Raw genomic sequence first — 20380 nt, 5'->3', positions numbered from 1 at the left:
ACCGCGACCGGCGGTCCGGCGCTGCACGTGCCGGAAGCGGCGAGAGCCCGTGGCGGAACCCGTAGCGGAACCCGTCCGGAGCCGGTCACGGGTCGCAGCGATGATCACCGAGCAGTGAGCCGGATCCGATCGGCGGCGAGAAGGCGGTCCTCGGTCGCGATGCGGTCGAGGGCGGCGGCGTAGTCCGGACCCGCTCGATGGGTGAACGCGTGACCGGCCATCGTTCGGGCGTCTACGACGAGCTGCTCGAGCAGGGGCAGCAGGTCGGCCTGCAGGAGGCCGGCGAGACGGGCATGCGCGAGATCGTCGTGGAGATCGTCCAGCCAGCGGCGGGCGAGGGCCGGCGTCGGGGGATTCAGCCGTCCGATCTCGACCGCTTGGGCCGCGCCGTCCAGCCGGCTCTCTTCGGGTCCACGGTTCTCGTCGTAGAGCGTCTGGCCGGCTCGGTTGCAGATCGTGATCCGGTCCACGGCGTCGGAGCTCTCTGCGGCCGCGATCGTCTGCGGTGTTCCGCTGTACCCGCGCTCGTGTGCCTCGAGCGGAGTCCAGCGGGCGTCGCCTCCGAGGCGGGCGTCGGTGACGGCACGGTGCAGGATCGAGTTCCGGCTGACCGCAGCAGGGACGGAGAGCGCCACGATCCGCGTCGCGTACCCGGCACCGTGGAAGGCAGCGGCCTCCGCGAGCGTCACTGTGGGCCGGCGAAAGGTGCCCTCGATCAGGACGCTGTACCGGTGCCGGCGGGCATGGTCGATGGCCATCCGCATCCACTCGCCGACCGTTGCGTTCGTCGCTCGCGTCATGTTCGCGGGGTCATCGGAGAGGAGCTCGAGATAGGCGGGATGGAACGCTCGGAGTTCGTCGACGCCGAGGGGGAGCGGTGCGGCACCCGGGTACTCGAGCAGGACCTCCTCCGACGCGCGGGTCTTGCCAGCGCCGGGCTGCCCTCCGAGGAGGACGGCGACCGGGCCCGCCGCGGTGACCGCCCCGTCGAACAGGAGCGGCTCGATGACGTCGCGGAAGAGGCGACGGCGTTCGGAATGCGGGAGCTCGTATCGGCTCTCGTCGATCACCTCGCGCGCAGCTCCTGCAGCTCGCGATCGAAGCGAACCGTCGCGGCGGCGATCTCTTCCGCGTCTCGGGTCGGCACGGCCCGCGCCGCACGTCGGACAGCGACCATGCGCTGCATTCCGGCGTGATGCTCGGGATCGGACGAGTCCGCGGGGAGACGCGCGGCGTACTCGCCCACGAGGCGAAGGGCCGTCTCACGCATGGCGTCGTACTCGGCGACGGTGTCGTGGTCGACGGCGGCTGACGATGTCGTTGTTCCGGTCACCGGTGTCATCTGCGCCTCATCTCTCGTGGTTCGAGTCTACCCAGCGGCGCGTCGAGCGGCGGAGGACGTTCTCCTGCGTGACGTTCGCGTCCCGCGGCGCCTGCTCTCTCGAACCGGGACCTCTCGCTCGTCGGTGCAGGGCTGCTCGAACTGCTCGGACCTGTGCGCCGAGGCGACGCAGGCCCGGTCCCGGCTCAGCCGCGCTCGCTCGCGAAGGCGAGCAGCGCCTCGGCGATCTGCGCGTCGGCCTCCTCGTGGCTGATCGTGGCGGTGCCGTCGCCCGGCTGCGGGCCGTACCAGCCGAAGTCGGCGTGGTTCGACCCGTCGATCTCGACGAAGCTCGCGTCGGCGGGCAGCCGGTCGCTCGCCGCGGCGACCTTCTCCGGGGTGCTCAGGCCGTCCTCCGAGCCGCTCACGCTCAGCACGGGCAGTCCCGACGCGGAGAGGTCGTTCGCGCAGTAGCTGCCGAAGAGCACGAGACCCCTGACCTCGGGGTCCTCGCCCCACTGGCAGGCCTTCACGCCGCCGAGGGAGTGCCCGCCGACCAGCCACTCGTCGACGCCGTCGGCCTGCGCCGTGAAGCTCTCGAGCGAGCGCAGGTCGAAGAACGCCAGATTGAGGATCGGCCGGGTGATCACGACGCTCGCGCCCTCCTCGACGAGCGGCGCGAGGGTCGCCTCGTAGGAGGCCGCATCGACCTTGGCGCCGGGGACGAAGACGAGGCCGACGCCGTCGAGGTCGGTGCCCGCGTCGTCCGTCGGGGTGAGCACGATCGCGGTGTCGGTGCGCTCGACGGCGACCGCGGGGTCCGCGTCGACGCGGGCGAGCGCCTCCGGATCGGGGCCCATCACGATCGAGGACCAGGTCAGGAAGCCGAGGACCGCGACCGCGAGGAGCGCGCCCAGGCTCAGGAGGACGATCCGGAGCGGACGGCGGCGCCTTCGCGGGGAGGCTGCGCGCGCGGCCCGGGCGCTCATCGGTGCCGCGCGATCGCGTCGGCGGCCTGGACCAGCGCGAGGTGCGAGAGCGCCTGCGGGGTGTTGCCCGCGTGGCGCCGGTTCTCGACGTCGTACTCCTCCGAGAGCAGGCCGACGTCGTTGCAGAGCCCGACGAGGCGGTCCATCAGCGTGCGGGCGTCGTCGAGACGGCCGGAGTCGGCGTACTGCCGGACCAGCCAGAACGAGCAGGCCAGGAAGGGATGCTCACCGCCGGCCAGGCCGTCGACCGAGGACTCCGTGCGGTAGCGGTGCAGCAGGCCGTCGTGCATCAGCGCGCGCTCGAGCTCGGCGACCGTGCCGAGCATCCGCGGGTCGTCAGCGGCGACGAAGCCGACCATCGGCAGCACGAGCAGCGAGGCGTCCACCTCGGTGGAGCCGTAGGACTGCACGTAGTGGCCGCGCTCGGAGTCGAAGCCCCGCTCCTCGATCTCGGCGCGGACGGTGTCGCGCAGCCGCTCCCAGGTCTCGACCGGGCCGTCGAGCCCGTGCTCGCGGACGGCGCGGACGCCGCGGTCCAGCGCCGCCCAGACCATGACCCGGGAGTGGGTGAAGTGCCTCGGCTCGCCGCGGATCTCCCAGATGCCGTTGTCGGGCCGCTGCCAGTTGCTCTCGACGAAGCCGAGCAGCGCGCGCTGCAGCGGCCAGGAGAACTCGGTCTCGTCCACTCCGGCCACGCGCGCCTCGTGCAGCGCCACCATCACCTCGCCGATCACGTCGGCCTGGTACTGGTCGACGGCCGCGTTGCCGATCCGGACGGGGGAGGCGCCGTCGTAGCCGGGCAGGCTCGGCATCTCCCGCTCGGCCAGGTCGCGCTCGCCGGCGAGGCCGTACATGATCTGCACGTCCTCCGGCGAGCCGGCGACCGCCCGGAGCAGCCAGGCGCGCCACTTCTGCGCCTCCTTCTCGAAGCCGTGCGCGAGCAGGGCCTCGAGGGTGAGGGACGCGTCGCGGAGCCAGACGTAGCGGTAGTCCCAGTTGCGGCTGCCACCGAACTCCTCGGGGAGGGAGGTGGTCGCGGCGGCGACGATGCCGCCGGTCTGGTCGTCGGTCAGTGCGCGCAGCGTGAGCAGCGAGCGGACCACGGCGTCACGGTGCGGGCCGTCGTAGCGGATGGCGCCGGCCCAGTCCGTCCACCAGCGGACGGTGCGCTCGATCGCCTTGTCGACGTCGAGCACCTTCGGGGCGCGCTGGTGCGAGGGGAACCAGGCCATCGAGAGGTCGACCGTCTCGCCGGGCGCGACGTCGAACTCGGCGGAGTGCACGTGGTCGGTCGCCGAGAGGCGCACGCCGCGGACGACGACCGCATCCGGGCCGGCGACGGCGACGAGCAGCGGATCCTCGTCCGTGCCCTCCTGGCGCACCCACGGCATCGTGCGGGCGTAGTCGAACCGGATCCGCAGCTCCTGGCGCATCCGCACCGAGCCGGAGACCCCCTTCACGCGGCGGACCAGCTCGGCGCGGTCGTCACGCAGCGGCATCACGTCGGTGACCTCGGCGACGCCGGTCGCGGTGGTCCAGGTGGTGACGAGGGCGAGGGTGTCGCCGAGGTAGTGCCGCTCCACGGTGGCGTCCGCGTCCACCGGCCGGAGCGACCAGCGGCCCTGGTCGTCACCGCCGAGGAGCGCGCCGAAGATCGAGGCGGAGTCGAAGCGGGGGAGGCAGAGCCAGTCGATGCCGCCGTCACGGGAGACGAGAGCGGCGGTGCGGCAGTCGGAGAGGACGGCGTAGTCCTCGATCGGGGAGACCATGCGCTGATCCTGGCAGCAGAACGCTGGGCGCTCCTGCGAGCTCCGCGGACCGCCGACCCGGGCACGCCGCCGTCAAGGCCGGGAAACGGTCGGCGGGGGCGCCGTAGGGTGTGGCGCATGCCTCAGTCGGTCCACACGCTGCTCATCCTCGGTGCGACGGGCGACCTGTCCGCCCGCCTCCTCCTCCCCGCTGTCGGTCAGCTCCTGACCCGCGAGCCCGATCGCCGCCTGCACCTCGTCGGCGCCGGTCAGGAGGACTGGACGCAGGAGCACTGGCACGAGGTGGTGTCCACGTCGTTCGCCACGGAGACCGCCTCGGGCGCCGGCATCGACGCCCTGGTCTCGGGCACGCGCTACCAGCAGGTGGACGTGACGGATCCGGAGGCGCTCGCCGCGCTGCTCGCGAGCTGCGAGGGACCCGTCGCGATCTACTTCGCCCTGCCGCCCGCCGTCGCCGCGAAGGCCTGCGACGCGCTCGCCGCGCACGAGCTGCCGGAGGGGACGGTCCTCGCGCTCGAGAAGCCGTTCGGCACCGACGAGAAGAGCGCTCGGGACCTGAACGCGCGCGTCGCGGCGCTCGTCCCCGAGGACCGCGTGCACCGCGTCGACCACTTCCTCGGCCGTGCGACCGTCATGAACCTGCTCGGGTTGCGCTTCGCGAACCGGATCCTCGAGCCGCTGTGGTCCGCGGAGCACATCGAGAGCGTCGCGATCGTCTACGACGAGCAGCTGGGCCTCGAGGGGCGCGCGGGCTACTACGACGGCGCGGGTGCGCTGATCGACATGATCCAGAGCCACCTGCTGCAGGTGCTGGCGGTCGTCGCGATGGAGCCGCCGTCGACGCTGGGCGCGGCGGACCTGCGCGACGCCAAGGGCATCGTGCTGCGGGCGACGCGGCTGCACGGCGAGGACCTGAGTGCGAACTCGCGTCGGGCGCGCTACACCGCCGGCTCTGTGGACGGGCGCGAGCTCCCCGCCTACACGGATGAGAAGGGCGTCGACCCGTCGCGCAAGACCGAGACGCTGGCCGAGCTGATCGTCGAGATCGACACCTGGCGCTGGGCGGGCGTGCCGTTCACGCTGCGCTCGGGCAAGGCGCTGGGCGAGCGGCGGCGCGAGATCGTCATCCGCTTCAAGCCGGTGCCGCACCTGCCGGCCGGCTTCCACGGGACGGCCGAGGCGTCGGTGCTGCGGTTGTTCCTCGCGCCGGACCAGATGGCGCTCGAGTTGAACATCAACGGCCCCGGCGACCCGTACACGCTCGAGCGCGCATCGCTCGAGGCGACCTTCGGCGCGGGGGAGCTGCTGGCCTACGGCGAGGTCATCTCGGGGATCCTCGACGACGACCCGTCGCTCTCGGTCCGCGGCGACGCGGCCGAGGAGTGCTGGCGCATCGTCCAGCCCGCGATCGACGCCTGGCGCGCCGACGACGTGCCGCTGGACGAGTACCCGGCCGGCAGCGAGGGCCCGGAGAGCTGGCCGACGGTCTGAGCGCGGACGTGCGGGAGGGGCCGCTGGGTCGCGCGCCCCTTGCTGGTCGAGTAGCCGCGGAGCGGCGTATCGAGACCCGGCGTGCTCAGCGGGGTGGATCTCGATACGCGCTCTGCGAGCGCTACTCGATCAGCATGAAGCGGAGACGCCTTCTGCAGTGCTGACCGATCAGCAGGGGGGTCATGCTGGTCGAGTAGCCGCGGAGCGGCGTATCGAGACCCCGGCGGTGACCGCGCAGGGCGTTTCGCGCCACAGCACTGCCGGGCTCCGCTCCGACCTACTGTGATCGGCGACCGGTGCCGAGTACGAGCCGGTCTCCGGTTCGAGGGAGTCTCCGTGGTCGTCGTCCTGTCCCCACTCGCCGGGCGCGCCGTGCCCCTCTCAGCCGTCCCCGATCAGCTCTTCGCGGCCGGCGTGATGGGAGCGGGGATGGCGATCGAGCCTCCCGCGGAGCGCGTCGAGGTCCTCTCGCCGGTCCGCGGCGTCCTGCTCCAGGTGCTGCCGCACGCGTTCGTGGTCGTCGCGGACAGCGGACGAGCGGTGCTCGTCCACCTCGGGATCGACACGGTGGGGCTGAAGGGCGCCGGCTTCACGGTCCTCGCCGCCAAGGGCGACCGCGTCGAAGCCGGGACCCCGGTCCTGGAGTACGACGTCCCGGCGGTCCTCGCCGCGGGACTCCCGACGGTGGTGCCCGTGGTCGTGCTGGAGCGGACCGCGGACCACGTCGACGCCCTCGCGGAGGACGGCGCATCCGTCCTCGCCGGTGATCCTCTGCTCTCCACATGACCACCCGTCCTCGGAGCACGCCCGCCTCCCGCCGTCGCCTCGTCCTCCCGGGCTTCGCGGGTCTGCAGCGCCTCGGCAAGAGCCTCATGCTCCCGATCGCGGTGCTCCCCGCCGCAGGGCTCCTCCTCCGGATCGGACAGCCCGACCTGCTCGGGCGGATCGATCTGCCCGTCCTCGGTCCGTTCTTCCAGGCGATGAGCGCGGCGGGCGGCGCGCTCTTCGAGAACCTGGCGCTGCTGTTCGCCGTCGGTGTCGCCATCGGCTTCACCAGGAAGCCGGACGGCTCGACCGCCCTCGCGGCCGTCGTCGGCCACCTCGTGCTCGCGAAGGTCTTCACCGTCCTGTCACCGATCGTCCTGGCGGGGCGGACGACGGCCGCCGGCGACCAGGCGCAGATCGACTACAGCGTCTTCGGCGGGATCGTGGTCGGTCTGCTCACGGCCGTGCTGTTCGACCGGTTCCACACCATCGAGCTCCCCGCCTACCTCGGGTTCTTCAGCGGCCGGCGGTTCGTCCCGATCGTCGTCTCACTCGCGTGCCTCGTCGTCGGCTTCGGTCTGAGCTGGTTCTATCCGGTCTTCGAGTCCGGCCTCACCGGTCTCGGCGCCTTCATCGGCGGCACCGGGGCGCTCGGCGCCTTCATCTACGGCTTCGCCAACCGCATGCTGATCCCGCTGGGGCTGCACCACATCCTCAACTCGTACGTCTGGTTCCTCCAGGGCTCGTACACGAACGCCGACGGCGGCGTCGTCACGGGGGAGCTGACCCGGTTCGCCGCGGGCGACCCGACGGCCGGCGCGCTCACCTCGGGCTTCTACCCGGTGCTCATGTTCGGACTCCCGGCGGCGGCGCTGGCGATGATCCACGTGTCGAACCGCTCGCAGCGCGCGGCCGCGATCGGAATCCTCGGTGCGGCCGGGCTGACCGCCTTCCTCACCGGCATCACGGAGCCGCTGGAGTTCGCGTTCATGTTCGCGGCGTTCCCGCTCTACGTCGTGCACGCCGTGCTGACCGGGCTGTCCCTCGCGATCGCTGACCTCCTCGACATCCATCTCGGCTTCTCGTTCTCCGCCGGGCTCGTCGACCTGCTTCTCTACGGCACGGCGCCGGCTGCGAAGAACGTCGGGCTGCTCGTGGTGATGGGCGTCGTGTACTTCGCCGTGTACTACCTGCTGTTCCGGGTGGTGATCAGGAGGTGGAACCTGCGCACACCGGGGCGGGAGGAGGTCGTCTCCGGAGTGGACGAGGGTGAACCCGTCGCGGTCGCGGCGGAGCCGATCTCCGCGGCGGACGCTCCGCCGGAGTCCGAGGCCGAGTCGCTCATCGCGGCCTTCGGCGGGCGCGGCAACCTCGTCCACGTCGACGCGTGCATCACGCGGCTGCGCGTCCAGGTCGGCGACCGGGCGCTGGTCGATCCCGCGCGGCTGAAGGCTCTCGGCGCGGCCGGCGTGCTGGAGGTCGGCGAGAGCGTGCAGGCGGTCTTCGGCCCCCGCGCGGAGGCGCTGAAGAACGACATCCTCGACCTGCTCTGACGGGCGCGGGATCTCGATACGCCCCCTGCGAGGGCTACTCGATCAGCATGAGTGGCGCCCTCTGCGAGGGCTACTCGATCAGCATGAGTGGCGCCCTCTGCGAGGGCCACCCGATCAGCATGGGTCGGAGCATGCCGGCGACGCGGCGGCATTCCATGCTGGTCGAGTAGCCGCGGAGCGGCGTATCGAGACCCGCCGGGTCAGCGAGTGGCGTCGGCCGGGGTCGCGACGGAGGCGGCGTCGGGCTCGGCCCAGACGGCGATCGGCTTGGGGTCCCAGGTGAGGGCGGCGGGCTCGGCGACAGGAGCGGCCGGCTCCGCGGTGACGGGGGGAGTGGAGGCGCGCATGACGGGGATGGCGGAGGTGACCGGGTTGGCGGTGGCCTCGACGCCGGCGCGGAGCTGCTCGGCCTGGATGGCGGCGGACAGCTCGTGGGCGAGCGAGCGGGCGAGCATCCCGTGGAAGATCGGGTCGCGGTCGTCGTGGCTGCGCCGGGTGACGACCCAGGCGCCCTCGGCGCCGACGAAGGCGGAGAGGCGCTCGTGCACGACGGCGAAGAGCTCGTCCTGCGTGAGCGCGGGGGCCGCGACGACCTCGGGGGCCGGCTGACGGCGCCTCAGACGAAACCTCATGACGAACCCCGTTTCCCGTGCCGCGTGCTGGACCTCCAGTGTCCAGGGGCGACGGTGCCGGAGCGCGCTGACACGCCGCGGCCGATGGCGCGCGGCGTGTCAGAAGGCGGTCAGCGGTCGCGCTTCTTGCCGTTCTGCTCCTTGACGAGCTCCTTCGAGTCGTAGGAGACCGAGCCGATGGCGACCGCGAGAGCGATCGCCCAGCTGACCCACTGCAGGGCCAGCCGCCAGTCGCGCGGACCCTTGCGCGTCGTCTGCAGGATGGACCAGCCTCCGACGATCGCGCTGATGACGCTGGAATTGAGGATGAACTTGCGCATCGATTGCCTCCTGTGTTCACCACGACGCTAGTGGCCCGGCCCCGTTCTCTCCCAACGGTTGACACCGCCGACGGCCAGCGGACGGCTCCGTCGTCGATCCCGCCCGCTACGGTGAACCGCTGCTCGCCGCCGGGCCGCGGCAGGGACCGAGGAGAACGGATACGAGATGCGCACGGCTGTGATCGGGGCGGTGCTCCTCGTGCTCGGCGTGATCGCCGCTCTCACCGGGGTCCTGCCGATGGACGCGCTGGGCGAGCTGGTCGAGCGCACCGCGCCGATCCTCGCCTTCGTGGTCGCCGTCACCGTGGTGGCGGAGCTGGCCTCCGAGGCCGGAGTCTTCACGGTCGTGGCCGAGCGGGCGGCGACTTGGGGCCGAGGACGGACGGCTCTGCTCTGGCTCCTGGTGGTCGCGATGGCGATCGTCAGCACCGTCTTCCTCTCCCTCGACACCACCGCCGTGCTGCTCACGCCGGTCGTCGTGCTGCTCGCCACGCACGTCCGGGTGTCGCCGCTGCCGTTCGCGATGGCGACCGTCTGGCTCGCCAATTGCGCCTCCCTGCTGCTCCCTGTGTCGAACCTCACCAACCTCCTGGCAGAGAGGCGGCTCGGCGTCGACGGGCCGCTCGCCTTCGCCGCGCTGACCGCCGCGCCCGCGCTCGTCGCCGCCGTGATCCCGGTCCTCGTGCTCGCGATCCGCTACCGCCGCGAGCTGGCCGGCCGCTACCGGACGGGGGAGCGGACCCCGGTCGAGGACCGCGTCCTGCTGATCGGCGCCGGCGTCGTCGTCGCGCTGCTGCTGCCCGCCCTCGTCTCCGGGCTCGAGGTGTGGATCCCGGCGGCCGTCGCGGCGCTCGCCCTCGTCGTGCTCTTCGCGGTGCGGCGGCCGTCCGCGCTGAAGGTCTCGCTCCTGCCGTGGCAGCTGGTCGTCTTCGCCTCCGGTCTCTTCGTCGTGATGGAGGCGGCGCACCAGCTCGGCCTCGGAGCGGCGCTCGCCGTGGTCGCGGGCGACGGGAGCGGCGTGGGCGAGCTGCTCCGGCTCGCGGGCTCCGGTGTCGTCGCCGCGAACCTCGTCGACAACCTGCCCGCCTACCTCGCGCTCGAGCCGGTCGCCGCCGACCCGGTGCGCCTGGTCGCCCTGCTGATCGGCGTGAACGCCGGTCCGCTGATCACCCCGTGGGCCTCGCTCGCCACCCTGCTCTGGCACCAGCGGCTGACCGCGCTCGGCGTGACCATCTCCTGGCGGCAGTACGCGCTGCTCGGTGCCGTCGCGGTGGTGCCGACCGTCGGCGGCGCGGTGCTCGCGCTCGCCCTCGCCCAGGGCTGAGCCCGGCCCCCGTTCGAGTGCGGCTGGTAGCCTCGGCGGGTACGAAGACGGGCACGACCGACGATCGGGACCACCATTCCTCCGCACTCCGCCTCCGCCCCCGCACCCCTCGAGGACAGCGCCGACGGGACGACTCCAGCCGCCGCCGACCACACCGCCGGAGCGCGCAACGCGTTCGTCGTCGTCTCCAACCGCCTCCCCGTCGACCGCGTCGTCGACGCCGACGGCACGGCCTCGTGGAAGACCTCGCCCGGCGGGCTGGTCACCGCGCTCGAGCCCGTGATGCGGGCCAACGAGGGCGCCTGGGTCGGCTGGCCCGGAGTCGCGGACGAGGAGGTCGCGCCGTTCGAGAACGACGGCGTGCTGATCGTCCCGGTCGCCCTCAGCGCCCAGGAGCTCGAGGACTACTACGAGGGCTTCTCCAACGACACCCTCTGGCCGCTGTACCACGACGTGATCGCGCCGCCCACCTACCACCGCGAGTGGTGGGACGCCTACGTGCGGGTGAACCGCCGCTTCGCCGAGGCCGCCGCCGCGGTCACCGAGCAGGACGGCGTGGTCTGGGTGCAGGACTACCAGCTGCAGCTGGTGCCGAAGATGCTCCGCGAGCTGCGGCCGGACGTCACGATCGGCTTCTTCAACCACATCCCGTTCCCGCCCTACGGCATCTTCGCCCAGCTCCCGTGGCGCAAGCAGATCGTCGAGGGCCTCCTCGGTGCCGACGTGATCGGCTTCCAGCGCCAGGGCGACGCGGGCAGCTTCCTCCGCGCGGTCCGCCGCCTGCTCGGCTACGACACCCGCAGCACCGTCGTCGAGGTGCCGGTCGAGGACGACGCGGTCGACGGCACCCGGCGGGTCAACCGCTCGCGCCGCGGCGCCAGCGTCCGCCCGGTCGTCGCCCGGCACTTCCCGATCTCGATCGACTCCGCCGCCTTCGAGGCGATGGCGCGCACCCCGGAGATTCAGGAGCGGGCGCGCCAGATCCGCTCCGACCTGGGCGATCCCGAGACCGTCATGCTCGGCGTCGACCGCCTCGATTACACCAAGGGCATCGGCCACCGGCTGAAGGCGTTCGGCGAGCTGCTCGCCGACGGGCGGCTCAGCACCAAGGACGCGGTGCTCGTGCAGGTCGCGAGCCCGAGCCGCGAGCGGGTCGAGACCTACAAGCAGCTGCGGGACGACATCGAGCTGCAGGTCGGCCGGATCAACGGCGACTACGGCACGATCGGCAATCCGGCGATCAGCTATCTGCACCACGGCTACCCGCGCGAGGAGATGGTCGCCCTCTACCTCGCCGCCGACGTGATGCTGGTGACGGCGCTGCGCGACGGGATGAACCTGGTCGCGAAGGAGTACGTCGCCTCCCGCTTCGACAACGACGGCGTGCTCGTGCTGAGCGAGTTCACCGGAGCGGCCGACGAGCTCAAGCAGGCCGTTCAGATCAACCCGCACGACATCTCCGGCCTCAAGGACGCCATCGAGAACGCGGCTCGCATGCCGCGGGCCGAGCGCACCCGCCGGATGCGGGCGCTGCGCCGCCGCGTGCTCGAGAACGACGTGTCGCGCTGGTCGGCGAGCTTCCTCGATGCGCTGAGCGAGCACGCCGCGGGTCAGCAGCTCGACGTGCACCCGGCCGCGCGCGGCCAGGAGGCGCCGCTCGGCCAGGAGGCGGAGCACCACGAGGACGGCGTCCGCGGACGCGCCGCCGAGGACGCGCACCACCAGGACGCCCGCCGCGACGAGGCGGAGGCGTCGCGATGACCGCCGTCATGCCGACCCCCGGCGAGCACCTGCCCGGAGTGCCCGACCGCCTCGTCGCCGCGCTGCACGAGCTGGCGGCGACCGGACGCCTGCTGGTGGCCCTGGACTTCGACGGGACGCTCGCACCCGAGGTCGACGACCCGGCGCACGCCCGCGCCCTGCCCGAGGCGCGCGAGGCGGTCCTCCGACTGCTCGCACTGCCCGGCACCCGCGTCGCGCTGGTCTCCGGCCGCGCCCTCGGGAGCCTCGAGGAGGTCGCGCAGCTGCCGGACGAGGCGCTGCTGGTCGGCTCGCACGGCATCGAGATCCGCCTGGACCCGGGCGACGACGCCGTCCGCCTCGACGAGACCGAGCTGGAGAAGGTCGGCGTCCTCGAGGACGTCCTGAAGGGCATCGCCCGCGGGATCGACAACGTCTGGATCGAGGACAAGCCGGCCGGCTTCGCCCTGCACACGCGCCTGGCCACCGACCGGCACAGCCGTGTCGCGCACGTCGTCGCCCTGTCGGAGGCGCGCGCCGAGGTCGAGGGCGTCACCGTTCGCGAGGGCAAGAACGTCCTGGAGTTCTCGGTCCGCTCGACCACCAAGGGCGAGGCCGTGCAGCACCTGCGCCGCTACACCGGCGCGACCGCCGTGCTCTACGCGGGCGACGACGTCACCGACGAGGACGCCTTCGCGGTGCTCGGCACCGGTGACGTCGGCGTCAAGAGCGGTCCCGGCACGACCTCGGCCGCCTACCGCGTCCGCGGCCCCGAGCAGATCGCCCACGTGCTGTCGATCCTCGCCGACTTCCGCGCCACCGCGGACTGACCAGCGCCGGTCGATCCGTCACGAACGGTCGGTGCGCGGCTGACGACACGACCATCCGTGACGGATCGAGGCTCCGGAGGTGACCGTTCGCGACGGATCGGGGCGCGCTCCGGAGCGCCGGAGCACCGCGCGCGAGGCGGTAGCCTCGTCACATGCCGGAAATCGATTGGAAGCCTCGTTCGCGCACCGTCACGGACGGCATCGAGGCGACGACGTCGCGCGGGATGCTGCGTGCCGTGGGAATGGGTGATGACGACTGGGAGAAGCCCCAGATCGGCATCGCGTCGTCCTGGAACGAGATCACCCCCTGCAACCTCTCGCTGGAGCGCCTCGCGCGCAGCGCGAAGGAGGGCGTGCACTCGGGCGGCGGCTACCCGCTGCAGTTCGGCACCATCTCCGTCTCGGACGGCATCTCGATGGGCCACGAGGGCATGCACTTCTCGCTCGTCTCGCGCGAGGTCATCGCCGACTCCGTCGAGACCGTGATGATGGCCGAGCGCCTCGACGGCACCGTCATGCTGGCCGGCTGCGACAAGTCGCTGCCCGGCATGCTGATGGCCGCCGCGCGGCTCGACCTCGCCGCCGTCTTCGTCTACGCCGGATCGATCGCGCCGGGCTGGGTCAAGCTGTCCGACGGCACCGAGAAGGACATCACGATCATCGACTCCTTCGAGGCGGTCGGCGGCGTCAAAGCCGGGATCATGTCCGAGGAGGACGCCAAGCGCATCGAGTGCGCCTTCGCCCCGGGCGAGGGCTCGTGCGGCGGCATGTACACCGCGAACACGATGGCCAGCGTCGCCGAGGCGCTCGGGATGAGCCTTCCCGGCTCCGCGTCGCCCGCCGCGGCCGACCGCCGCCGCGACTACTTCGCCCGCAAGTCGGGGGAGGCGGTCGTCGAGCTGCTGCGCAACGGCACCACCGCGCGCGACATCCTGACCAAGGAGGCGTTCGAGAACGCGATCGCCGTGGCCATGGCCTTCGGCGGCTCGACCAACGTCATCCTGCACCTGCTCGCGATCGCCAACGAGGCCGAGGTCGACCTCACGATCGACGACTTCAACCGCATCGGCGACACGATCCCGCACATCGGCGACCTCAAGCCGTTCGGCAAGTACGTCATGAACGACGTCGACCGCCACGGCGGCGTCCCCGCCGTGATGAAGGCCCTGCTCGACGCGGGCCTGCTGCACGGCGACTGCCTCACCGTCACCGGCAGGACCGTCGCCGAGAACCTCGCGGCGATGGACATCGCGCCGCTGGACGGCGAGGTCATCCGCACCCTCGACAACCCGATCCACGCCACCGGCGGGCTGACCGTGCTCAAGGGCTCGCTCGCCCCCGAGGGCGCGGTCGTCAAGACGGCCGGCTTCGACGCCTCCGTGTTCGAGGGTCCCGCGCGGGTGTTCGAGCGCGAGCGCGCCGCGATGGACGCCCTCACCGACGGCGAGATCACGAAGGGCGACGTGGTGGTCATCCGCTACGAGGGCCCCAAGGGCGGCCCGGGCATGCGCGAGATGCTGGCCATCACGGCCGCCATCAAGGGGGCCGGCCTCGGAAAAGATGTACTACTGTTGACCGACGGACGATTCTCAGGCGGCACAACCGGCCTGTGCATCGGCCACATAGCTCCCGAATCGGTGGACGCAGGTCCCATCGCATTCGTTCGCGACGGAGACCCGATTCGGGTCGACATCGCCGCTCGATCGATCGACCTACTCGTCGACGAATCCGAGCTCGCCGCCCGCCGAGAAGGCTGGGCGCCCCTCCCTCCGCGCTACACCCGCGGTGTCCTCGCCAAGTACGCCAAGCTCGTCCGCTCGGCCGCCGAGGGCGCCACCACGGGTTGATCCCGGCCCGCTCGGGCCGGCCGCGCACTCGCGCCTCCCGGGCACCGCTCGCTCGCACTCCGAGCCCCCGGTGCCCGCCGCCGCACACCGCTTCGAAGGAATCGACACCCGCATGACCCCGGACCCGTCCGCCGCGCCTCCCGCCCCGACCCCCCAGCCACCCCGCTCCGCCGCGTCCGCGCCGGCGGTCGCTCCCGTCGTCGAGTCGCTCACCGGAGCGCAGGCGGTCGTCCGCTCGCTCGAGATGCTCGGGATCGAGGACGTCTTCGGTCTGCCCGGCGGCGCGATCCTGCCCGTCTACGACCCGCTGATGGACTCGTCGAAGATCCGCCACATCCTGGTCCGCCACGAGCAGGGCGCCGGCCACGCGGCCGAGGGCTACGCCGCGGCGACCGGCAAGCTCGGCGTCTGCATCGCGACCTCCGGGCCCGGCGCGACCAACCTCGTCACGGCGATCGCGGACGCCTACATGGACTCCGTGCCGATGCTCGCGATCACCGGTCAGGTCTTCTCGACGCTGATGGGCACCGACGCCTTCCAGGAGGCGGACATCGTCGGCATCACGATGCCGATCACCAAGCACTCGATCCTGGTCACGCGCCCCGAGGACATCCCCTCGGCGCTCGCCTCCGCCGTGCTGATCGCGACGACCGGCCGCCCCGGCCCCGTGCTCGTCGACATCACCAAGGACGCGCAGCAGGACGCCGCGCCGTTCAGCTGGCCGCCGAAGATCGACCTGCCCGGCTACCGCCCGGTGACGAAGGCCCACGGCAAGCAGATCCAGGCCGCGGCGCAGCTGCTGGCCGAGGCGAAGAAGCCGGTGCTCTACGTCGGCGGCGGCATCATCCGCGCCCGTGCGGCGGCGGAGCTCCTGGCGTTCGCCGAGGCCTGCGGCGCTCCCGTCGTCACGACGCTGATGGCGCGCGGCGCGTTCCCCGACTCGCACGAGCAGCAGCTGGGCATGCCCGGCATGCACGGCACCGTCCCCGCGGTGCTCGCGCTGCAGGAGTCGGACCTGATCCTGGCGCTCGGCTCGCGCTTCGACGACCGGGTAACCGGCAAGGCGGCGCTCTTCGCGCCGAACGCCAAGGTCGTGCACGTGGACATCGATCCGGCCGAGATCTCCAAGATCCGCACGGCCGACGTGCCGATCGTGGGCGACCTCAAGGACGTCCTGCCGGACCTCACCGACGCGTTCGCGAAGGCGATCGACGGTGCCGCGCCCGACACGGCCGACTGGTGGACCTACCTCAAGGGCCTGCAGGAGGAGTTCCCGCTCGGCTACACCGAGCCGGTCGACGGCCTGCTGTCTCCGCAGTACGTGATCAAGCGGATCGGCGAGATCACCGGTCCCGAGGGCGTCTTCGCCTCGGGTGTCGGCCAGCACCAGATGTGGGCGGCGCAGTTCATCAAGTACGAGCGCCCCAACTCCTGGCTCAACTCCGGCGGCGCCGGCACGATGGGCTACTCCGTGCCCGCGGCGATGGGCGCCAAGGTCGGCGAGCCCGACCGCACGGTCTGGGCGATCGACGGCGACGGCTGCTTCCAGATGACCAATCAGGAGCTCGCCACCTGCACGATCAACGACATCCCGATCAAGGTCGCGGTGATCAACAACTCCTCGCTCGGCATGGTCCGCCAGTGGCAGACCCTGTTCTACGAGGGCCGCTACTCGAACACCGACCTCAACACGGGGCACGACACCGTCCGGGTGCCGGACTTCGTGAAGCTCGCGGAGGCCTACGGCGCCCTGGGCATCCGGGTCACCAAGCCGGAGGAGATCGACGCGGCCATCGAGCTGGCGATCGCCACCAACGACCGGCCGGTCGTCATCGACTTCGTGGTCAGCCGCGACTCCATGGTGTGGCCGATGGTCCCGCAGGGCGTCTCGAACAGCTACGTCCAGTACGCCAGAGACCACAGCCCGACCTGGGACGACGAGGAGTAGACCGCATGACCCACCACGTTCTCTCCCTGCTCGTCGAGGACAAGCCGGGACTGCTCACCCGTGTCGCGGGGCTGTTCGCGCGCCGCGGCTTCAACATCGAGTCGCTGGCCGTCGGGCCGACCGAGCTCGAGGGGCTCTCGCGCATCACGGTCGCCGTGGATGTCGAGGACCTCCCGCTCGAGCAGGTGACCAAGCAGCTGAACAAGCTGATCAACGTCATCAAGATCGTCGAGCTCGACCCGGACCAGTCGGTGCACCGCGAGCACCTGCTCGTGAAGGTGCGCGTCGACAACGTCACCCGCTCGCAGGTGCTCGAGGCCGTGAACCTCTTCCGCGCCCGCGTGGTCGACGTCGCGACCGACGCCCTGGTCATCGAGGTCACCGGCGACTCCGGCAAGACCACCGCGTTCCTCCGGGTCATCGAGCCCTACGGGATCAAGGAGATCGCCCAGTCGGGCCTGCTGGCCATCGGCCGCGGCTCGAAGTCGATCACCGAGCGCGTCTTCAAGAACTGACGGCTCCGCGCCGTCCCCTCTGCTCCGCCCACTCCACAACCAGAAAAGGAAGCATCACGTGACCGAGCTCATCTACGACGCCGACGCCGATCTCTCCATCATCCAGTCCAAGAAGGTCGCGATCGTCGGCTACGGCTCGCAGGGCCACGCGCACGCGCAGAACCTCCGCGACTCCGGAGTCCAGGTCGCAATCGCTCTCAAGGAGGGGTCGAAGTCGACCGCCAAGGCCGAGGACGACGGGTTCGAGGTCAAGAGCGTCGCCGACGCCGCCGAGTGGGCCGACCTGATCATGATCCTCGCGCCGGACCAGCACCAGCGCGCCATCTACAGCGAGCAGATCGCGGACAAGCTGACCGAGGGCAAGACCCTCGCCTTCGCGCACGGCTTCAACATCCGCTTCGGCTACATCGAGGCCCCCGCGGGCGTCGACGTGATCCTGATCGCGCCGAAGGCCCCCGGCCACACCGTGCGCCGCGAGTTCGTCGCCGGCCGCGGCATCCCGGACATCATCGCCGTCGAGAACGACGCGACCGGCACCGCCTGGGAGACCGCGAAGTCGTACGCGAAGGCCATCGGCGGCACCCGCGCCGGCGTCATCAAGACGACCTTCACCGAGGAGACCGAGACCGACCTGTTCGGCGAGCAGGCCGTGCTCTGCGGCGGCACCTCGCAGCTCGTCCAGTACGGCTTCGAGACCCTCGTCGAGGCCGGCTACCAGCCCGAGATCGCCTACTTCGAGGTGCTCCACGAGCTCAAGCTGATCGTCGACCTGATGTGGGAGGGCGGCATCGCCAAGCAGCGCTGGTCGGTCTCCGACACCGCCGAGTACGGCGACTACGTGTCCGGCCCCCGCGTCATCGACCCCAGCGTCAAGCAGAACATGCAGGCGGTGCTCGGCGACATCCAGAGCGGTGCCTTCGCCAAGCGCTTCATCGCGGACCAGGACGCGGGAGCGCCCGAGTTCCAGGAGCTGCGCGCCAAGGGCGAGAAGCACCCGATCGAGGAGACCGGCCGCGAGCTGCGCAAGCTCTTCGCCTGGAAGCAGACGGACGAGGACTACACCGACGGCAGCGTCGCGCGCTAGTCGCCCGACTCCGACGACCTGGAGCCCCGGGCTGTCGACGGACACCGCTTCTGCGGTGGACGTCGGCGGGGCCGGGGCTCCGTCGCGTCCGGGGGGCCGTCGTTCTGGCGGGGGTGGATCTCGATACGCCCGCTGCGCGGGCTACTCGATCAGCATGCAAGGGGGCATTCCTCGGATGCGGTCCACCCATGGTGGTCGAGTAGCCCCGGAGGGGCGTATCGAGACCCGGCGTCGTCGGCGCGGGTTGTTTGCAGACCGTCGTGCGGGCGGGGTGTATCTCGATGCGCACGCGGCGCGGGCTGCTCGGGCTGCGGGCGCACCGCGGGGGAGCTCACGGGGCACGCGGGTAGCGTGGGGCGGATGGAGCGACGGGCACGGCGGCTGCGGCAGTGGGACGAGGGCGTGGCGGCGGCGCGGGACGGGCTGTCGTACGAGGTGTCGGCGGGGATCGTGCTGTGCGGGGTGGCCGGCGGCGGGCTCGCGGCGGCGCTCGCGCTGGCGTCCGGCGGGATCCTCGAGTCGGCGCCGGTGGCGCTGCGGACGGTGACGGCGCTCGCGCTCGCGCTGATCGCCGGCACGGTCCTCGTGGCGACCGCCACCGCCCTGCGGCGACGGACGGGGGCCGCGGGAGCCCGCTTCGCCCGGGCCGCCTGGCCGGTCCCCGCCGACCTCGGCCGGGACGGCCTCGTGGAGACCGCCGATCTGCCGTTCGACCTGCGACTGCCGGAGGACGCGCTGTCGCCGGCGGACCTCGCCGGCATCCTCGCGCCGTCGCGTGCGGCACGGGCCGAGGCGAGGAGGAGGGCGGCCACGCGGGATCTGCGGGCCCACTCCCTCCTGTTCTCGGCGCTCTCGCTCGTCGGCATCGTCCTCGCGCTCGTCGGCGTGCTGCTGATGATCGCGGTGATCGCCCTGCAGGGCTCGGAGGGGGCCGTGGTCACGGCGGCGGTCGTCGTCGCGGCCGGAGCGGCGGCCGGGATCGGCTCGTCCCAGGCGAACGGGCTGCCGCTGGCGGTGCTGCGCGCGTCCGACGCCGCCCTGGCGCGGAGCCGCGGGCTGCTGGTCGAGCGCTGGCCGGGGGATCTCGAGGAGGGACCGCTGTCGGTGCGCGGGGGAGTGGCCGCGATCGACCGCCGCCGGCTGACCGGACTCGCGCGGAGGCCGGCACCGTCGAGCACGGGCGCGGGACGGGTGGCGCCGATCGTGATGCTCGCGGTGGCGCTGCTGCTGGTGGCGGGGCTGCCGCTGGTGTCCTAGCGGCCGGCGCTTCGGGATCGGGCGGCTCGTCGCGCGGAACATCAGCGGAGAGTGCTGCTCATCGCCGATGGCCGATGACGAGTGCTCTCGGCTGATGTTCTGCGCGCGGATGCTCGTCAGCGGGCGGCGTCGCGGGCGAGGCGGCGCAGGCCGCCCTTGGGCGGGACGAGCACGGGATCCGGCCAGCGCGGGGAGAGGTGGTCGCCGAGGGTCACCCGGCGGATCTTCCGGCCGACGAGGGGGAGCACCCAGTCGTGCGCCCAGCGGTACTGGTCGCGGAGCAGCTCGCGCGGGGTGAGCGGCTCGGGCGGGTCCCACGGGCCGGTGGAGATGGTGTGCGGCACGCCGAGGACGTCCAGCACCTGGGCCGCGAGCACGCGGTGCCCGCGCTTGGAGAGGTGCATCCGGTCGCTCGACCACATCGCGGCGTCGCGGAACGCCTGCATCCGCCAGTAGTCGACGAGGACGGCGCCGCGCTCGCGGGCGATGCGGCGGACGGCGCTGTTGTAGACGCGGTTGCGCTTGACGAACATCCGCGGGGCGGGCAGGAAGGGGATGTCGAAGCCCGTGAAGAGCACGAGCGAGGCGCCCGTCGTCGCGAGGGCGTCGACGAGGTGCTCGTAGCCGTCGATGAGCACGCGCATGTCGGTGCCGAGGTCGAGGATGTCGTTGCCGCCGGCGTAGAGGGTGACGAGGGTCGGCCGCAGCTCGAGCGCGGGCGTCAGCTGCTCCGCGGTGATCTGGGCGAGCCGCTTGGAGCGGATCGCGAGGTTCGCGTACTCCCAGCCGGGCTCGGCGCGCGCGAGCCGGTCGGCGACGCGGTCGGCCCAGCCGCGGACGCCGTTGGGCAGGAGCCGGTGCGGGTCACCGACGCCCTCGGTGAAGGAGTCCCCGATCGCGACGTAGCGGCGCCGACCGCCCTCCATCGCGCGCTCGTCCGTCCCCGACTGCTCCGCCATCCTCGAAGGGTCGCCCGCCGGGGAGGCCGGGCGGTG

General features: G+C 72.1%; 18 protein-coding genes. 11 read left to right on the top strand and 7 right to left on the bottom strand.

Going from position 1 to position 20380, the window contains the following annotated elements; genetic code table 11:
* Nucleotides 1-104 precede the first annotated feature (104 nt).
* The 4 genes from EDF22_RS11380 to EDF22_RS11365 form a co-directional block, all read right to left on the bottom strand.
* Entirely contained in the window at nucleotides 105-1070 is a 966-nt protein-coding gene (locus EDF22_RS11380) for a zeta toxin family protein (RefSeq protein ID WP_123705069.1), read from the bottom strand.
* A complete protein-coding gene (locus EDF22_RS11375) occupies nucleotides 1067-1342 on the bottom strand; it encodes a hypothetical protein (RefSeq protein ID WP_123705068.1) in 276 nt (91 codons plus the stop codon). The genes EDF22_RS11380 and EDF22_RS11375 overlap by 4 nt, the downstream gene beginning before the upstream one ends.
* A 185-nt stretch (nucleotides 1343-1527) precedes the next feature.
* On the bottom strand, nucleotides 1528-2310 hold the full coding sequence (locus EDF22_RS11370; RefSeq protein ID WP_123705067.1) for an alpha/beta hydrolase: 783 nt from the start codon (nucleotides 2308-2310) through the stop codon (nucleotides 1528-1530).
* Nucleotides 2307-4079: a glycoside hydrolase family 15 protein gene (locus EDF22_RS11365; protein WP_123705066.1), complete on the bottom strand. Its 1773-nt coding sequence runs from the start codon at nucleotides 4077-4079 to the stop codon at nucleotides 2307-2309. Before EDF22_RS11365 ends, EDF22_RS11370 begins: the two co-directional genes overlap by 4 nt.
* Before the next feature lie 117 nt (nucleotides 4080-4196).
* Here EDF22_RS11365 and EDF22_RS11360 point away from each other — a divergent pair, with 117 nt between their 5' ends.
* From EDF22_RS11360 to EDF22_RS11350, 3 genes are all read left to right on the top strand, one after another.
* A complete protein-coding gene (locus tag EDF22_RS11360) occupies nucleotides 4197-5570 on the top strand; it encodes a glucose-6-phosphate dehydrogenase (RefSeq protein WP_185038872.1) in 1374 nt (457 codons plus the stop codon).
* Between the two features lie 282 nt (nucleotides 5571-5852).
* Nucleotides 5853-6356: a PTS glucose transporter subunit IIA gene (locus EDF22_RS11355; RefSeq protein ID WP_221180919.1), complete on the top strand. Its 504-nt coding sequence runs from the start codon at nucleotides 5853-5855 to the stop codon at nucleotides 6354-6356.
* Nucleotides 6353-7888 carry a PTS transporter subunit EIIC gene (locus EDF22_RS11350; RefSeq protein ID WP_221180918.1) on the top strand — a complete coding sequence of 512 codons (1536 nt, stop codon included), beginning with the start codon at nucleotides 6353-6355 and terminating at the stop codon, nucleotides 7886-7888. The genes EDF22_RS11355 and EDF22_RS11350 overlap by 4 nt, the downstream gene beginning before the upstream one ends.
* 200 nt (nucleotides 7889-8088) lie before the next feature.
* Here the strand turns inward: EDF22_RS11350 and EDF22_RS11345 are convergent, their stop codons facing one another.
* Both EDF22_RS11345 and EDF22_RS11340 read right to left on the bottom strand, forming a co-directional pair.
* Nucleotides 8089-8520: a hypothetical protein gene (locus EDF22_RS11345; RefSeq protein WP_123705063.1), complete on the bottom strand. Its 432-nt coding sequence runs from the start codon at nucleotides 8518-8520 to the stop codon at nucleotides 8089-8091.
* A 110-nt stretch (nucleotides 8521-8630) separates the two neighbouring features.
* Entirely contained in the window at nucleotides 8631-8840 is a 210-nt protein-coding gene (locus tag EDF22_RS11340; RefSeq protein WP_123447985.1) for a hypothetical protein, read from the bottom strand.
* A 166-nt stretch (nucleotides 8841-9006) separates the two neighbouring features.
* Here EDF22_RS11340 and EDF22_RS11335 point away from each other — a divergent pair, with 166 nt between their 5' ends.
* The 8 genes from EDF22_RS11335 to EDF22_RS11300 all read left to right on the top strand — a co-directional run bounded on the left by EDF22_RS11335 (nucleotide 9007) and on the right by EDF22_RS11300 (nucleotide 19385).
* A complete protein-coding gene (locus EDF22_RS11335; RefSeq protein ID WP_123705062.1) occupies nucleotides 9007-10164 on the top strand; it encodes an SLC13 family permease in 1158 nt (385 codons plus the stop codon).
* A gap of 63 nt (nucleotides 10165-10227) precedes the next feature.
* Nucleotides 10228-11925 carry a trehalose-6-phosphate synthase gene (locus EDF22_RS11330; protein WP_397460165.1) on the top strand — a complete coding sequence of 566 codons (1698 nt, stop codon included), beginning with the start codon at nucleotides 10228-10230 and terminating at the stop codon, nucleotides 11923-11925.
* Entirely contained in the window at nucleotides 11922-12734 is an 813-nt protein-coding gene (gene otsB, locus EDF22_RS11325) for a trehalose-phosphatase (RefSeq protein ID WP_123705060.1), read from the top strand. Before EDF22_RS11330 ends, otsB begins: the two co-directional genes overlap by 4 nt.
* A gap of 152 nt (nucleotides 12735-12886) precedes the next feature.
* Complete coding sequence (gene ilvD / locus EDF22_RS11320) at nucleotides 12887-14581, top strand: dihydroxy-acid dehydratase (protein ID WP_123705059.1); 1695 nt, start codon at nucleotides 12887-12889, stop codon at nucleotides 14579-14581.
* Nucleotides 14582-14693: 112 nt separating this feature from the next.
* Nucleotides 14694-16529, top strand: a complete 1836-nt coding sequence (locus tag EDF22_RS11315; RefSeq protein WP_123705058.1) for an acetolactate synthase large subunit — start codon at nucleotides 14694-14696, stop codon at nucleotides 16527-16529.
* A gap of 5 nt (nucleotides 16530-16534) precedes the next feature.
* Complete coding sequence (ilvN, locus tag EDF22_RS11310; protein ID WP_123447978.1) at nucleotides 16535-17044, top strand: acetolactate synthase small subunit; 510 nt, start codon at nucleotides 16535-16537, stop codon at nucleotides 17042-17044.
* Nucleotides 17045-17102: 58 nt separating this feature from the next.
* Nucleotides 17103-18128 (top strand): ketol-acid reductoisomerase, encoded by a 1026-nt coding sequence (gene ilvC / locus EDF22_RS11305; protein ID WP_123705057.1) that lies wholly within the window; start codon nucleotides 17103-17105, stop codon nucleotides 18126-18128.
* A gap of 360 nt (nucleotides 18129-18488) precedes the next feature.
* A complete protein-coding gene (locus tag EDF22_RS11300) occupies nucleotides 18489-19385 on the top strand; it encodes a hypothetical protein (protein WP_148059180.1) in 897 nt (298 codons plus the stop codon).
* 116 nt (nucleotides 19386-19501) lie between these two features.
* Here EDF22_RS11300 and EDF22_RS11295 read toward each other — a convergent pair whose 3' ends face one another.
* Nucleotides 19502-20344 carry an SGNH/GDSL hydrolase family protein gene (locus EDF22_RS11295; RefSeq protein ID WP_260303425.1) on the bottom strand — a complete coding sequence of 281 codons (843 nt, stop codon included), beginning with the start codon at nucleotides 20342-20344 and terminating at the stop codon, nucleotides 19502-19504.
* Nucleotides 20345-20380 lie beyond the last annotated feature (36 nt).

Origin of the sequence: Rathayibacter sp. PhB127, assembly GCF_003751665.1 — a bacterium.
Taxonomy (GTDB): domain Bacteria; phylum Actinomycetota; class Actinomycetes; order Actinomycetales; family Microbacteriaceae; genus Rathayibacter; species Rathayibacter festucae.
The sequence above is the reverse complement of the archived record's forward strand: the minus strand, read 5'-3'. Positions and strand labels throughout refer to the sequence as shown.